This window comes from Bacillus sp. ISL-18 (genome assembly GCF_018613415.1).
GTDB lineage: Bacteria > Bacillota > Bacilli > Bacillales > Cytobacillaceae > Neobacillus.
Genome location: NZ_JAGGQG010000010.1, coordinates 134,599 through 149,154, shown reverse-complemented (window position 1 = coordinate 149,154; position 14,556 = coordinate 134,599). Strand labels below are relative to the sequence as shown.

The window sequence follows — 14,556 nt, the reverse complement described above, 5'->3', positions numbered from 1 at the left end:
TGCCTCTTCCTAGATGGAAGAGGTTTTTTCTTTGTCTATAAAGGAACTCCGCAATAAAATGGAGAATTTAATATACAAAGGAATAGATTGTGACCAGCATCATCGAAATGTAAGATTTAAAAAGTAAAATAAAAAAGAGGCAAATAAGTGACAAAATTCATAAATATATTGTGACATATAGGGTACCGGGGGTATAGTATAGACGAGGTGAACGAAGTGAAAGAGCAGCTCAAATTAGATATTACGGGTATGACCTGTGCAGCATGTTCCACAAGAATTGAAAAAGTGCTAAATAAAATGGATGGTGTTGAAGCCAATGTTAATTTACCGTTGGAAAGAGCCGTCATTTCATATGAGAAAAACAAGGTAACGAGTCATGACATTATCGTCAAAATTGAGAATCTCGGCTATGGCGTTCATTTTGAGAAATCTGAATTTGACATCTATGGGATGACCTGTGCCGCATGCTCAACCAGAATTGAGAAAGTGTTAAACAAAATGGACGGCATTAAACTTGCAACCGTAAATTTAGCAGCTGAATCAGCACGTGTTGAATATAACCCGGGGGAAGTTACGATAAAGGACATTAAAAGTAGAATTAAGCAACTTGGTTATGAAGCCAAGGAGAAGAGAAAAAGGGAATCAAAACAACAGCATAAGGAAGAGGAAATCAAACAGAAGAAACAAAAGTTTCTACTTTCTGTCATATTATCCATTCCGCTTTTGTATACCATGCTGGGGCATATCCCTATCAATCTAGGCCTGCCAATGCCGCATTTATTAATGAATCCTTGGTTTCAATTCCTTTTAGCCACACCGATTCAGTTCTATATTGGTAGTCCCTTTTACATTGCTGCCTTTAAGGCGATTAAAAACAAAAGTGCAAATATGGATGTCCTTGTGGCCCTGGGGACCTCAGCTGCTTATTTCTATAGTCTTGCAGAAGGGATAAAGACTATTCGAAACCCTTTTTATATGCCACATCTCTATTTTGAAACGAGCGCGGTGCTTATTACGTTAATTCTACTTGGTAAGTTATTTGAAACAATCGCAAAGGGGAGGACAACTGTTGCTATTTCAAAACTGCTAGACCTTCAAGCCAAAGAAGCAACTGTGATAAAAGATGGGAAAGAAATTCAGATTCCAATAGATGAGGTAAAGGCAGGCGATCGATTAATCGTGAAGCCTGGAGAGAAAATTCCTGTTGATGGGAGAGTCATCCAGGGACAATCTTCAATTGATGAGTCGATGATTACCGGTGAATCTATCCCTGTAGAGAAAACGGTTGGGGACATACTTATTGGGTCAACCATTAATAAAAATGGCACACTTACTATGCTAGCAACAAAGGTAGGAAAGGATACTGCACTTGCTGGGATTATTAGTATTGTCGAAGAAGCACAGGGTAGTAAAGCACCGATTCAACGGCTTGCAGATACGATATCAGGTTATTTTGTCCCTGTAGTAGTTGCCATATCCATTTTAACATTCATTATTTGGTATTTAGTTATAAGCCCTAACCATTTCCCTTCTGCGTTAGAAACTGCGATTGCGGTACTCGTTATTGCTTGCCCATGTTCTCTTGGTCTTGCAACCCCTACCTCCATTATGGTTGGAACGGGAAAAGCTGCAGAAATGGGAATTCTTTTTAAAGGTGGGGAGCATCTGGAGACCGCTCACAAAATCAATGCAGTCGTCTTTGATAAAACTGGTACAATTACTAAGGGTCAACCTGTGGTAACCGATTTTATTGCCTACCAAGATGAGAAAAAGGTCCTTCAGTATCTTGTTTCAGCTGAAAAGTCATCTGAACACCCTCTTGCGGAAGCAATTGTAAAGTATGGAAGGGAAAAACGTTCAAGCACCTTACCGGTAAAACGTTTTAAGGCGATACCTGGGTATGGAATTGAGGCGAAAATTGGCGATGATGAGGTCTATGTGGGAACGCGTAAACTTATGAATTTAAAAAGTATTTCCTACCATAAGTTAGAAAAAGACCTGTTGCGTTTTGAAACAGAAGGAAAAACGGCCATGTATATTGCGATCAATGATACCATTATGGGAATGGTGGCGGTTGCGGATACAGTAAAAGAAACAGCCGTGCAGGCCGTTCAGCAATTAACGGGTTTAGGAATCAATGTGTATATGCTTACCGGTGATAATGATCGCACAGCAAAGGCGATTGCCAATCAAGTTGGAATCCAAAACGTGATTGCCGAAGTTTTGCCGGAAGAAAAAGCACTTCATGTGAAGGAATTACAGACTAAAGGGTTAAAAGTAGCAATGGTAGGTGATGGGATTAATGATGCCCCTGCTCTTGCCGTGGCCGATATCGGGATTGCCATTGGTACAGGAACAGATGTCGCCATTGAAACAGCTGATATTACCATTCTTGGCGGAGAACTTACTTTGGTCCCAAAGGCCATTTCTTTAAGTAAGAAAACGATGCAAAATATCCGGCAAAATCTGTTTTGGGCACTTATTTACAATTCCGGAGGTATTCCGATTGCAGCAATCGGATTGCTTGCTCCTTGGGTAGCAGGTGCGGCAATGGCCTTCAGCTCGGTATCTGTTGTAACAAACTCGCTTCGCCTGAAGAGAGTTAAAATATAAAGTGAAAAGCAGTGGGAGACCAAGGCTGTGATATAACCTAAAATGATCGGCATTACCATCAGGTAGTGCCGTTTTTCTTTGAAAAACGAAAGAAAAAGTAATTCTTATTATATTCATTAACTTTTCTTTGTTAATTTTATATAAAAGATGTTATTCTAATCACTAAGGGTTTACTATTTTAAAATAGGCTTCTAAAAAGGTAAGATACCCCGTTTAATTGCTGGTTTACAATTTATATTTTTATGGTGAATGAAAGTGGTGAAGGCTTTGGAAGAAAAAAATGGAGATCAACTGAAGGCTGAGGAAGAAAAAGTAGAACAAGAGCAAGTGACCGAAAATAAATCTGGTTATATACGCTTGAAAAAGTTTCATTTTATTATGCTGCTATTTTTCCTTGTTTTCCTATCGGCTGGGATTACAACCTTCGCTCTTGCGTTTGGAAAAGATAAAGTGGTAACAGTTGCGCCGGAAAGAACAGAGTTTAATAAACTTTATGAGGCTTTTGATTACATAACGAATGGTTATTACAAGGATGTTAATCAGAAGAAGTTGATTAATGGTGCAATTGACGGCATGGTCAAATCACTTGATGATCCTTATTCTGACTATATGAGCAATGAAGAAGCAAAAAGCTTTCATAGCAGCATCTCCTCTTCATTTGAAGGGATAGGTGCTGAAATACAGGAAAAGGATGGTCATATTATTATTGTTTCACCTATTAAAGGATCCCCTGCCGAAAAATCAGGTTTAAAACCCAATGATATGGTCATTTCAGTAAATGGAAAGAGCTTACAGGGCATGAATTCAACAGAAGCTGTAACACTGATTAGAGGTAAAAAAGGAACGAAGGTGACACTATCGATTCAAAGACCAGGCATGGATGCACCAATGAGTGTCCCGATTGTTCGTGACACGATTCCGATCGAAACAGTGTATGGGGAAATGGTTGATGATTCGATTGCCAAGGTTCAAATTACTAGTTTTTCAAGCAACACATCAAAAGAATTAGTCACTACTTTAAACGATTTACAGAAAAAAGGGATGAAAGGGCTTGTTCTAGACTTACGTCAAAATCCAGGGGGATTATTGGATCAAGCCGTAAGTATAACTAGTATGTTTGTTCCTAAAGGGAAAATCATTGTTAAAGAACAAGATCGTAATGGCAAAATTAAGGAAATTGCTTCCCAAAATGAAGGCAATCCAGATCTTCCACTTGTTGTTTTAATTGATAAAGGAAGTGCTAGTGCTTCTGAAATATTTGCTGCAGCTGTAAAAGAATCTGCAGGTGTTCCATTGGTTGGTGAAAAGTCCTTTGGAAAAGGTACCGTTCAAACCGCAGCAGATTTTAAAGATGGCTCCAATTTGAAGTACACGATAGCAAAGTGGTTAACACCAAATGGCAATTGGATTCACAAAAAGGGCATTGTTCCCGATGTAGAAGTGGCGCTTCCTGAATATGCGACATTACCGATTATTGATCCGGATAAGGAACTAGCATTGTCATCTTCTTCGACAGAGGTACAAACAGCACAGAAGATGTTAAAGGCAATTGGATATGATCCAGGAAGGGTAGACGGGTTCTTTGACGAGAAGACAAAACAAGCTGTTATCAAATTTCAAACGGCTCAGAAGCTTCCAGCTAACGGTGTGTTAAAGGGTGATTCCACCTTGAAGCTTATGGATGCATTGCGTGAGAAGTTAAAAAACAGCGATACTCAATTACAAAAAGCAGTTGAGGTATTAAAAGGCCGTATGAAATAAAACTAGTAACCCGATTCCAACTGGAGTCGGGTTAAACTTTATTATAGAAGGGAAACAAGTATGAATAAGGTAGAAGTATACATATTGTCAGGATTTTTAGGAAGCGGTAAGACAACATTATTAAAACGTTTGTTAGAGGACGAGCGCAGCCGTGGGAGAAAAGTAGCTGTCTTAATGAATGAACTAGGTCAAGTTTCAATTGACTCAAATGCAGTAGAAGAGGATGTATTGTTAAAAGAGTTATTAGGAGGCTGTATTTGCTGTTCTATACAGGACGAACTTGAAGCACAGCTCCAAGGACTATTAATGAAAGAGCAGCCTGAAGTAATTTATATTGAGACAACTGGTGCTGCCCATCCAGTTGAAGTATTAGATTCCATCCTTTCTCCCTTGTTTGCAGATCAATTATTGATAAAAGGGATTATTACAACCGTCGATGGTACGAGGTGGAAGGATAGGAAAGCATTAAGCCCTCAACTGCAGCAATTGATCCTTGAACAGGTGAGGAACGCGGACTTTATTCTAATAAACAAAATAGATGAATTAAAAGAAAATGAGCAGGCCCAATTGATATTTGAAATGCAAGGGTTAAATTCTAAGGCGCAATGTTTACTAACCCAATACTCAAAAGTTCCAATTGAACAGCTGAGAAAATTGTCTGTAAATCTTGAAAAGGAATCTAGCCATATCCACTTAAATTTATCTACGTTCGTATATCAGTTTCATAAACCGATTAGCAATACTGGTTTGGAAGAGTTTCTAAAAAACTTACCAGATACCATTTACAGGATAAAAGGATATATAAAGTTTCACTATTCGAATCAGCCATTTCTTTTCCAATATGCATATGGGATGCCGATTTACATGAAGGAATACATGAACATGCGATTAAATCTGGTGTTTATCGGAGAAAAGGTTAATTGGGAGGTCATTAAAGAGCAGCTTGCTTCACTTGAAAATGAGACAGAGGAGTCGAACTAGAATAAAAATGGATGGTCAATGAATGATTAATTTCACTTCAGGTAACTCTTTTAATGTAGCTAAAATCCATTAAAGGAGGAGCATTAGTGAAGAAGGCAGTATGTTTTTTCTTAGTCGTTATCCAAATCCTCCTAAATGGATATGGGGTAGATGCAGCAAATGAGAAAAAAAACAATATAGAAATGCCGGATTGGAAAAAAGTGAATCAGTTATTACCCAAATACTCGAAGTTCGTCGTCCAAGATATGGAAACAGGGAAAAGGTTTAAGGTACAAAGACGAGCCGGAAGTCAACATGCTGATGTACAGCCGCTAACCGAAAAGGATACAAAAATTATGAAAAAAATTTATGGGGGAAAATGGAGCTGGAAGCGGCGGGCTATTTATGTTATTCATAAAAAGCAGAGAATTGCCGCATCGATGCATGGAATGCCTCATGGAGCAGGAGCATTAAAAAATAATTTTCCAGGGCATTTTTGTATTCATTTCTACGGCAGTACAACCCATCGCACCAATTCAATGGACTTGTCTCATATGCTTATGATCTTTAAGGCATCAGGTCAATTAAATCAATACCTGGCAAATGCTAATCCTTATGAGGTTATTAACGCTTATATTGCGGGGTTTAAGCAGCAGGATTCTGCCATTGTCTCTAAAACTTCCCTGCAAACAGTAAAATGGTTTCCGATTCTTGAAAAAGTTGAAAATGTTCGGATAGTAAGACTAGAGCAGCTGCCACCTGAAGATCTTACCGAAGAAATAAGTTTAGATGTGCCTGCTGTAATTGATTGGTACATTAAGGACGTAGGCAGGCAAACATTTCAAGGCGAAATTCACTTAATCCGTTTTTCCCCAGCAGATGCATGGAAAGTGGATTCTAAGCCATTTTTAAAAGAAAATGATCTCTAATAACAAAAACACCTTTAGAATCGCTAAAGGTGTTTTTAAATCATTTAACGCTGTTCGCCAAACTTGATGAAGGTCAGTTCATCTTCAATTAAGCCGCAGGCACCGCATTGAACGCGATATTCAGGTCCATTATAAGGAAGATGAAATGGTTCAAGCTCATTCTCACTATATTCGTGAATAACATCGCCTGATTGAGGGTCGAGCTTAACTGATTGAGAGACTTGTTGAATAATGTTAAAACGACTTCGGTTTGTTTTACAATTAGGACATTTGTATGGAGTTGACATAGGTTTCTCCTTTCATACTATTGTTAAACATTATTTTTTGCAAAAATATTGGTAAATATGTAACAATGCTAGTGAAGGTCCAAAATCTATAATGGAACGAACTATGTTAGGGGAGAAATACTGTGAAAAAGCTAGTCCTGATGTTAATTGTCACCTTGTTTTTAGGTTTAGTCGTTTCTTGCAGCAAGCAAGAGGATCATACAGGTGATGGTATGCCGAAAATAGTGGATGTAAATTTGTCCGTGAATCCTAATCCAGGCGAACCAAACAAACCGATTACCTTTGAGGCAAAAGTTACACAAGGAAAGGAAAAAATCAATGATGCGGAAGTGACCTTTGAGGTCTGGCGGTCAAAAGATACAAATCATGAGAAAATTTCTGTTAAACATTCAGATGATGGTGTGTATCGGTTAGAAAAAACGTTCCAACAAGAGGGTACCTATTATATTATTTCACATGTAACTGCCAGGGATATGCATAATATGCCGAAGAAGGAGTTTACAGTTGGGGCACCGAGTGAGAAGGAAGATGGGGCATCCAATCAAACAATGGATGGCATGAATATGGATGATCACAAAAATCATTAATCCCTTCAGTTTCATATCAGAGAATAAGACAGCCATTAGGCTGTCTTTGCTCGTAGAAAGGAGTTTATCTCGTGTGTTACTCCTCTTTTTTTGCTTTGATATTCACAGTTGCTTCCTTCCCTAATTTCTGTTTGACAATTTCATTTACTTTTTCAGAAATATCTCCTTCATATGTTGAACCAATGTTCAGCTTCCCCGATAACTCTTTTATACCCACTTGGCCAAAGTTATTTGCATAATCTAAGTGTTCAATCACGATTTGGTCAACCTGCAGATGGTTTATTTGAACCGTTGGAGGATGGTCATTTTCTTTTTTTGCTGCAGGGATACTTATCGATTTTACCTCTGTGTTGACGTCATTAATTTTTGATTCTAGTGACGAAATCTTGTTTTCCAATTCCGATATTTTCTTCGTAAAAGTTTTATTTGAAGTGAACAAGCGAAAGAAGAATTGCATAAAAACCCTCTATTCAGAATTGGATTATTCACAAACCGAACCGGGATAGCTTCCTTTAGTTAATCTTATTTGTAATTACCGGAAACATGCAAAAAAAATCAACGCTTACAGAATTTCTGTCACGTCGATTTGTGAGTATTGCATATCAATATTTTTAGGAATTTTTATTTCTAGAACTCCATCTTTATAATTTGCCGTACCGCCTTTCTTTTTAACAATAGCGGGAAGAGTAATCGTATTAGAATCTTCTCGATCAGGAATATGTTCTACAATAAGCTGATTTGACGTATGGTAGAGGCGTAGCTGGTTCAACCATTCTTCGTTACGAATAGGAATTCTTACAAATACATAATCATGTGTCTCAAAGGCGGTCGAATTCAATGCATTGGCAGACCTTTGTTTTGTATCAGATGCTTGAAAGTTTCTAAATAAATCTTGATGATTCATCATATCACCCATGTTGTTGGGCATTATTTTTCCAATAAGATCTTGAACGTAATTGTTAATCTCATCCGGTTTCATTTTTTGTAATGAATCTTTCATATCCTTTGTAAAAGGAAACATATTCCAAGGAAACATTTTCTTTCAACCTCTCTAACGCTAAAATTGATTTGCAATTGGTGCGGAAGGGTTCGCAATTTGGTCTTGGTCACTAATATCTGTGTCACCAAAGCCATTTAATGAAAAAGAACTCGAAGGAGATAAATCCCCTAAGGCAAAATTGGATCCTATCCATTTTTGGTTGGCGGTATGGCTATTCTGGACGGCCGGCCCTAAAGAAATATTTGCATTGTTAGCTATGGAATTCGTCTTGATATTAAAAACGTTTATCTGAAAAGGCATTTTTTTCAGTCCTTTATATCGAATTACTATAGACATTCGATGGATTTGCGATATCACCCATATCATTCAGATCTGGATCAATAAAAACATTCTCCATGGCCGCAGTGGGCGGTGCAAAATCTCCATAGGATGAATTTTGACCTTGGGATTTTGAATTAGCAGTATGTGCATTATGAAGGGCTTCGCCGATGTTGACAGACCCGTTGTTAGAAACACTGTTGATTTTCAGGCTGAAGATATTAATTACAGTCTGCATCCTGTCACATCCTTTATTGTTGTTATCCGTATCATATGCAACTACTCGCCCATCCGTTATTAAAACTTCCTATCCCATAAAAAGGGACAGGAGATAAAATTTGCATATAAAAACATTTCTTTTTAACATATATATAAAGAGAGAATTCTTTTTATAGAGAGGTAATGATTGTGAACAAGAAAACGGCTTTGATTACAGGCGGAGCTTCTGGTATCGGCAAAAAAACGGCAGAATTGCTTGCGGAAAATGGGTATCAACTTGTGATCAACTATCGAAAAAGTGAGTCAGAAGCTGTTTTCTTAGCAAAGCAATTAAATGATCATTACGGGACGAAAAATATTGCCATCCAAGGCGATGTTGCCAACAAAGAGGATTGTAAGCGCATAGTGAATGAGACTCTTTTAGCTTATTCGGGTATAGATGTCTTAGTTCATAATGCGGGTCCATACATACACGAACGAAAAAAATTGACAGATTACTCTTTTGAGGAATGGGATTATTTAATTCAAGGTAATTTAACAGCAGTATTTTATTTGTCAAAATTGATCATCCCTATAATGAGGAAACAAAACTGGGGGAGAATTATAACGTTAGGGTTCGACCGGGTTGAAACCACTCCAGGATGGATTTTTCGATCCGCCTTTGCTGCGGCTAAGACTGGTTTAGCATCTTTAACTAGAACTATGGCAATGGAAGAAAGGGAGCATGGAATAACTGCGAATATGATTTGCCCTGGAGATATTACAAATGAATGGAAGGAAAAAAACATTAAAGATTCCCTCTCATTAAGCAGTGAAAATCACTCGGTTGGTAGACAGGGAACGGGTGAAGATATCGCTCGCGTTATCCAATTTTTAATTGATGAAAGATCTGATTTTATTACAGGAAGCATTATTCCAGTAACTGGCGGGTTTGATGTCCTCGGAAAGGCATTAAGAACGTAAAAAGTAGATATCTTCTAAAGTTTTTGAACAATTTGATTTTATGAATGAATATGGCAACTTTTGTAGATACTAGAATTTATTCATCTATGAAAGGAGCAAAGAATAGTATGAGTTTTAACATGAACCGAATTAATCCAAATCAAACCCAGGTTTTTTTTCAAGATGGCCGCTTTGAAACGTTAACAAATGAGGAATTAGACGAATTTTTGCTCCATATGGGAATGAGTGAAGGGATCAATGACCAAAATACATTGGAATCATGATTTTTATAAAAAAAAGAAAAGCAATCGGCTAGCCGATTGCTTTTTTAGGCTTCTAATAACTTAGAATCTGTTTCATCTGTTCCTATGCGTAACAGATGGAAGGTATACAGGTCTTTTGGTATTTCATATAAGTCATAAACAACTTCATTTGCATTTAATTGTCCATAAAGTGATGCTCGCGTTTCGTTTGCTTTTACAACATAAGGAAGTTTTTCTGCGGCTTTAATCGAGCGAATATTTACTTTTCGAATTCGCATAAAAATAGTCTCAATCCCGGCTTCATAAAAGAGCTCGTTGAAAAAAGCTTCCTTAGCAGGGCTATTATACCCTTTACCATGGTAGGGTTTGCCCAGCCAAGTCCCTAAAAAGCCAGCGTTATCTTGGATGTCAAACAAATTGATGGTGCCGATTGGGGTGCCCCATTCATCAAGAATGGTGCGTGAAATTAACTCACCCCGTTCTTCTGCCTCAATCGTTTGTTTCGTCATAAATAAAAATTCTTCATATGAGTCAGCTTTTTGACGTACAAAAGGGAAGACATCTGGATGCGTCATTAATTCGTACAGTGTGTGGCTGTCATGAAGATCACGTTTTTTCAACATGAAAATCCCTCCATTAGGGCATTCCGATCCCATGTGTAAAGAAGCGGTCCACCCTCGAAATTTTTTATAGAATTGCGTAAAAAATTTCGGGGTGGGAATCGAACCCACTAGAACCAGTAAACTGGTGGCGCACCATTTGCCTTCCCTATATCATTTTTTTGTTACCTAATTATGTTGATAAACCCCCAAATCAAACAGGTCCAAAATCATTTACTTAGAGTATAATACAAGAAAAATTGAAAAAAAGAAATAGGTTTTTTGCGGTTTTTCGCTAATATTTTTTACCAATTTTCTACACTTTTTTAGCCTTCCGAATAAACAATTTCACCGCCAATCATTGTCCATTTCGGCTTCGCTAAATAATGAAAAGGGTGATGGGTCCAGAGAACTAAATCGGCATCCTTCCCTTCCTCAATACTGCCGACTCGATCGTCAATTTTTAGGTTTCTTGCTGGGAGAATGGTAATTCCTTCAATGGCTTTTTGTTCTGGTAATCCTTCACGAACGGCAAGGCTCGCGCAAATATTTAAGTATTGGATGGGTGTATAAGGATGGTCTGTTGTAATGGATACCTCCAAACCGTGATTAGTCAAAATTTCATACGTTTTCCATGTTTTATTTTTTAATTCCACTTTAGATCTTCTGGTTAGTGTAGGCCCTACAGAAACCTTTAGATCAAGTCCTGCTAATTCATTTGCTATTAAATGTCCTTCTGTACAATGTTCAATACGCAAATCAAGCTGGAATTCCTCCGCAAAACGCAGGGCCGTAATAATATCATCGGCACGGTGGGCATGGATTCTAACCGGTATTTCTCTTTTTAAAGCCCTTACAAGCGGTGCAATTCGAAGATCTTCAGGATTGTCTGTATGGATCGCCTTGTAGAAAGCCTCCCTTAACATTCCCATAATCCCCATTCGAGTAATGGAATCACTATTACCATGGCTGTGGATCCTCTTTGGATTTTCTCCTAAGGCAATTTTTAACCCTGCGATCTCCTTCACTATCATTTTCTTAATGTTTTTCCCAGTTGTTTTAATAACAGAAGTAGTACCACCAATAACGTTTGCACTGCCTGGCATCACATGAACAGTTGTAATTCCGCTTTTAATGGCATCGGTAAAAGCCTGATCTAATGGATATACACCATCAATCGCTCGGATATGCGGTGTGAGGGCTTCAACTGTTTCATTGGCGTCATTACCGGCCCAGCCAGTCCCTTCATCATATAAACCTAAGTGTGTATGAACATCAATAAAACCAGGAAATAAATAAGCGTCGGAACAGTCGATTATTTTTACTGTTAAATCTGATTTTAAATTCCTGCCGATTTTTTTTATCCTGCCATTTTCGATAAGGAGGTCGGTATACTTTGCCGGTTTAGAGGTAACCGGATAAATAGTTGCATTTTTCAAAAGTATTTTATCCATAGTAATACCTTTCTATATGTTGTTAATAGTATTTTATCTATTTTAGCAACATATGTGTCACAGGAAAAGTCAGCTCATGATAATTTAATTTGCGGATTTATTTTAAAATCACGAAACCTTTATAATGTAAAAGCGTAAATATTAGCGTAGAGAAAAATTATTTTTAATGGGGGATAGGAAATGGTAAAGAGTGAAGAAAGGCTATTAGCGGCAGGTTTGTATGTCCTAAGCTTGTTTTTTCCTATTATAGCACCACTGATTATTTGGTTATTAAAAAAAGAAGAGTCCACTTTTATTGATGTACATGGGAAAGAATACTTTAACTTTTTTATTTCTTATTTTGTCTATTCCATTGTAGCAGGTATCTTGTCAATCGTAATTATTGGTATTTTTCTGTTATGGGCGTTAGGGATTGCAGCGCTTATTTTTAGCATTATCGCAGCTGTTAAAGCTTATGAAGGAAAAGAATATCGGTTTCCATGGATATTTAGATTAATTAAATAATAAAAGGCAGAATGAGAACCCGGCAAAGATTTGTCGGGTTTTGGCTTGTTTATTAAATAAGTATTACAGGATTATTAAAGTCTATTTGTTTGCATACGGTAACCCATATTCTATAATAAGAGATGTATTTTTTTATTTTATAAGGGGTGAGGCAGTTTGTTAAACCAAACAGGATTAGTTCTAGAGGGCGGCGGGATGCGTGGGGTTTATACTGCCGGGATCCTGGAATATTTTTTAGAACAGGAATTGTTTTTTCCTTACGTTATCGGTGTTTCAGCAGGAGCCTGTAATGCAGCGTCTTATTTATCAAAGCAAAAAGGCAGAAATAAGACGGTAACAGTTGAATATGCTAGTGATCCAAGATATATATCGTGGAGAAATTATTTCAAAAACAGGCAGTTCTTTGGAATGGATTTTATTTTTGATGAAATCCCTAATCAACATGTACCTTATCATTATGATGTATTTTATAACAGTCCAGTCGAATTTGTGGTTGGGGCAACTGATTGCTTAACTGGGTTGCCGGTGTACTTTAAAAAGCAGGAATATGGGCAAGATTTGCTAACCGTACTTAGGGCATCGAGCTCGCTGCCATTTATCGCTCCAGAAATCCGGTACCAAGAAAAAATTCTTCTTGACGGCGGGATAAGTGATCCTATACCTATCAAGAAAGCGCAAGATGATGGCTTTAAAAAAAATATTGTTATTTTAACTAGGAATAAGGGTTATTATAAAAAAACATCAAAATTTAATTTTCTTGTAGATAGGAAGTACCCGAATTACAAGGGGTTACAACAATCATTACGGAGAAGGTATCAAATTTATAACAATACCCTGGATTATTTAGAAAAAGAGGAAACAGCAGGTAATGTGCTGATTATTCGTCCATCTGAGCCATTAAAAGTAGGGCGTATGGAAAGAAATCCACAAAGGTTAGAAGATTTGTATCGCCAAGGTTACCGGGATGCACAGGAATCAATGAATAAAATTAATTCTTATTTAGAAGGTTAGTGGAGAGTCTAGCAGGCTCTCCTTACTTTTTGGCTGTGTTAATCTTGAATATTGATTTCCTCTCCAGGCGGCTTCGCTTTCCGCGGGCGTGCCGGGGAGCCTCCTCGGCGCACTTGCGCCTGTGGGGTCTCCCCTGCCCCGTACTCCCGCAGGAGTCTTCGCCGCCTTCCGCTCCAATCAACAATAACCTTTCACACAGCCTACTTTTTAAAAACTCCTATCATTTTTTTTAATCCTATTAAATAAACTCTTAGTAGAGGAATTGATAAGGGGTTATCTGGATGAAAATAAATGAATATTACCGGGATACAGCTAATATGAACTTAAATGGTAGTATTGCCGCTCTGGTGCCAACCACAATTATCATAGTAGGAAATCTTTCTGTTTTGAAGCAAAGGGAAATCATGCTATTTGTGCTTCCGTTTATGATTTATAGCCTAATTAGTTTTCAAGTCTATCTATTTAGAATGAACCAATCTATCACGATTAAACGCAATATGAATACTTCTAGAGATATTTCCACTTCTATTTTTAATGCCCGTCATCTTTTAATACTTTACAGGAACTCACAGTCCTCTAGATTGTTCATCTATTTTCCCAATGGTCATATGGCTGGGCACATAAAAAAATATCGAGGAACGGGTATAGAGAGGTTAAAACCGTCGCGAACTTATGCTTTATATAATATAGATGACCAGGTACTGGGATATTTTAAGTTAAAAGGCAGGAAAGTGATAAAGATTAATGTTTTTGATAGAAATCGGCTCTATTTAGGCAGATTTGAAAAAAGGAATATCAGCTTTCGGAAAGTAAAAAAAGAGCTGTTTGACCGTAACGGAAGATTCATTGGTGAGGTAGAGGGATCATCATTCTTTATGGATGAACTCGTTTATGATCGTGGTCTAAAAGAGGTGGGTCGACTGCGGAGAGGGTGGATGCCGATTGAATGGAGTCCGTTATTTCCAGAGCCCAATACACCGGTACTATCGCTTACAGAAGATTTTTCGGAAGAGGACAGGCTGCTTAGAATGTCGTTATTAATTAATGAATACTTTATTGAGAGATAATACAAGACAGTTTCCTTCCATAATAATGTTTGATATGATGGA

The 14,556-nt window shown here is 37.7% G+C and carries 17 protein-coding genes; 10 read left to right on the top strand and 7 right to left on the bottom strand.

Features of this window, described 5'->3' with window-relative positions; translation table 11 throughout:
- The first annotated feature begins 216 nt into the window (after positions 1-216).
- The 4 genes from J7E81_RS13705 (at position 217) to J7E81_RS13690 (ending at position 6,263) form a co-directional block, all read left to right on the top strand.
- On the top strand, positions 217-2,613 hold the full coding sequence (locus tag J7E81_RS13705; RefSeq protein ID WP_374104040.1) for a heavy metal translocating P-type ATPase: 2,397 nt from the start codon (positions 217-219) through the stop codon (positions 2,611-2,613).
- Between the two features lie 249 nt (positions 2,614-2,862).
- Positions 2,863-4,374 (top strand): lmo1851 family serine protease, encoded by a 1,512-nt coding sequence (locus tag J7E81_RS13700; protein ID WP_215042906.1) that lies wholly within the window; start codon positions 2,863-2,865, stop codon positions 4,372-4,374.
- Positions 4,375-4,434: 60 nt separating this feature from the next.
- On the top strand, positions 4,435-5,355 hold the full coding sequence (locus tag J7E81_RS13695) for a CobW family GTP-binding protein (protein WP_215042905.1): 921 nt from the start codon (positions 4,435-4,437) through the stop codon (positions 5,353-5,355).
- Between the two features lie 86 nt (positions 5,356-5,441).
- Positions 5,442-6,263, top strand: a complete 822-nt coding sequence (locus J7E81_RS13690) for a hypothetical protein (protein WP_215042903.1) — start codon at positions 5,442-5,444, stop codon at positions 6,261-6,263.
- 44 nt (positions 6,264-6,307) lie between these two features.
- Here J7E81_RS13690 and J7E81_RS13685 read toward each other — a convergent pair whose 3' ends face one another.
- Positions 6,308-6,550: a DNA alkylation repair protein gene (locus J7E81_RS13685; protein WP_215042901.1), complete on the bottom strand. Its 243-nt coding sequence runs from the start codon at positions 6,548-6,550 to the stop codon at positions 6,308-6,310.
- 122 nt (positions 6,551-6,672) lie between these two features.
- Here J7E81_RS13685 and J7E81_RS13680 point away from each other — a divergent pair, with 122 nt between their 5' ends.
- A complete protein-coding gene (locus J7E81_RS13680; protein ID WP_308162215.1) occupies positions 6,673-7,137 on the top strand; it encodes a FixH family protein in 465 nt (154 codons plus the stop codon).
- Between the two features lie 76 nt (positions 7,138-7,213).
- Here the strand turns inward: J7E81_RS13680 and J7E81_RS13675 are convergent, their stop codons facing one another.
- The 4 genes from J7E81_RS13675 to J7E81_RS13660 all read right to left on the bottom strand — a co-directional run bounded on the left by J7E81_RS13675 (position 7,214) and on the right by J7E81_RS13660 (position 8,693).
- Positions 7,214-7,594, bottom strand: coding sequence for a hypothetical protein (locus J7E81_RS13675; RefSeq protein ID WP_215042899.1), 381 nt, complete (start codon positions 7,592-7,594; stop codon positions 7,214-7,216).
- Positions 7,595-7,699: 105 nt separating this feature from the next.
- On the bottom strand, positions 7,700-8,173 hold the full coding sequence (locus tag J7E81_RS13670) for an Hsp20/alpha crystallin family protein (protein WP_215042897.1): 474 nt from the start codon (positions 8,171-8,173) through the stop codon (positions 7,700-7,702).
- Between the two features lie 21 nt (positions 8,174-8,194).
- The gene (locus J7E81_RS13665) at positions 8,195-8,437 is read right to left on the bottom strand and encodes a spore germination protein (protein ID WP_215042895.1); all 243 of its coding nucleotides are present in this window, start codon (positions 8,435-8,437) and stop codon (positions 8,195-8,197) included.
- A gap of 13 nt (positions 8,438-8,450) precedes the next feature.
- Positions 8,451-8,693, bottom strand: coding sequence for a spore germination protein (locus tag J7E81_RS13660; protein ID WP_215042893.1), 243 nt, complete (start codon positions 8,691-8,693; stop codon positions 8,451-8,453).
- A 170-nt stretch (positions 8,694-8,863) separates the two neighbouring features.
- Between J7E81_RS13660 and J7E81_RS13655 the strand changes: the two genes are divergently transcribed.
- Positions 8,864-9,637, top strand: a complete 774-nt coding sequence (locus J7E81_RS13655) for an SDR family oxidoreductase (RefSeq protein WP_215042891.1) — start codon at positions 8,864-8,866, stop codon at positions 9,635-9,637.
- A 107-nt stretch (positions 9,638-9,744) separates the two neighbouring features.
- A complete protein-coding gene (locus tag J7E81_RS13650; protein ID WP_215042889.1) occupies positions 9,745-9,900 on the top strand; it encodes a hypothetical protein in 156 nt (51 codons plus the stop codon).
- A gap of 44 nt (positions 9,901-9,944) precedes the next feature.
- On the opposite strand, the gene J7E81_RS13645 is transcribed toward J7E81_RS13650, so the two are convergent.
- A complete protein-coding gene (locus J7E81_RS13645; protein WP_215042887.1) occupies positions 9,945-10,502 on the bottom strand; it encodes a GNAT family N-acetyltransferase in 558 nt (185 codons plus the stop codon).
- Positions 10,503-10,804: 302 nt separating this feature from the next.
- Positions 10,805-11,932, bottom strand: coding sequence for an amidohydrolase (locus tag J7E81_RS13640; protein WP_215042885.1), 1,128 nt, complete (start codon positions 11,930-11,932; stop codon positions 10,805-10,807).
- Positions 11,933-12,112: 180 nt separating this feature from the next.
- On the opposite strand from J7E81_RS13640, the gene J7E81_RS13635 reads away from it, so the two are divergent.
- From J7E81_RS13635 to J7E81_RS13625, 3 genes are all read left to right on the top strand, one after another.
- Positions 12,113-12,436: a DUF4870 domain-containing protein gene (locus J7E81_RS13635; RefSeq protein ID WP_215042883.1), complete on the top strand. Its 324-nt coding sequence runs from the start codon at positions 12,113-12,115 to the stop codon at positions 12,434-12,436.
- Between the two features lie 156 nt (positions 12,437-12,592).
- Positions 12,593-13,447 (top strand): patatin-like phospholipase family protein, encoded by an 855-nt coding sequence (locus J7E81_RS13630; RefSeq protein ID WP_215042881.1) that lies wholly within the window; start codon positions 12,593-12,595, stop codon positions 13,445-13,447.
- Positions 13,448-13,728: 281 nt separating this feature from the next.
- Positions 13,729-14,514: a hypothetical protein gene (locus J7E81_RS13625; protein ID WP_215042879.1), complete on the top strand. Its 786-nt coding sequence runs from the start codon at positions 13,729-13,731 to the stop codon at positions 14,512-14,514.
- The last annotated feature ends 42 nt before the right edge of the window (positions 14,515-14,556 follow it).

Coding starts and splice junctions, on each gene's coding strand:
- J7E81_RS13675 (WP_215042899.1), bottom strand. CDS start 7,594: ATGCAATTCTTCTTTCGCTTGTTCACTTCAAATAAAACTTTTACGAAG.
- J7E81_RS13670 (WP_215042897.1), bottom strand. CDS start 8,173: ATGTTTCCTTGGAATATGTTTCCTTTTACAAAGGATATGAAAGATTCA.
- J7E81_RS13660 (WP_215042893.1), bottom strand. CDS start 8,693: ATGCAGACTGTAATTAATATCTTCAGCCTGAAAATCAACAGTGTTTCT.
- J7E81_RS13635 (WP_215042883.1), top strand. CDS start 12,113: ATGGTAAAGAGTGAAGAAAGGCTATTAGCGGCAGGTTTGTATGTCCTA.
- J7E81_RS13665 (WP_215042895.1), bottom strand. CDS start 8,437: ATGCCTTTTCAGATAAACGTTTTTAATATCAAGACGAATTCCATAGCT.
- J7E81_RS13685 (WP_215042901.1), bottom strand. CDS start 6,550: ATGTCAACTCCATACAAATGTCCTAATTGTAAAACAAACCGAAGTCGT.
- J7E81_RS13695 (WP_215042905.1), top strand. CDS start 4,435: ATGAATAAGGTAGAAGTATACATATTGTCAGGATTTTTAGGAAGCGGT.
- J7E81_RS13650 (WP_215042889.1), top strand. CDS start 9,745: ATGAGTTTTAACATGAACCGAATTAATCCAAATCAAACCCAGGTTTTT.
- J7E81_RS13645 (WP_215042887.1), bottom strand. CDS start 10,502: ATGTTGAAAAAACGTGATCTTCATGACAGCCACACACTGTACGAATTA.
- J7E81_RS13640 (WP_215042885.1), bottom strand. CDS start 11,932: ATGGATAAAATACTTTTGAAAAATGCAACTATTTATCCGGTTACCTCT.
- J7E81_RS13625 (WP_215042879.1), top strand. CDS start 13,729: ATGAAAATAAATGAATATTACCGGGATACAGCTAATATGAACTTAAAT.
- J7E81_RS13700 (WP_215042906.1), top strand. CDS start 2,863: ATGAAAGTGGTGAAGGCTTTGGAAGAAAAAAATGGAGATCAACTGAAG.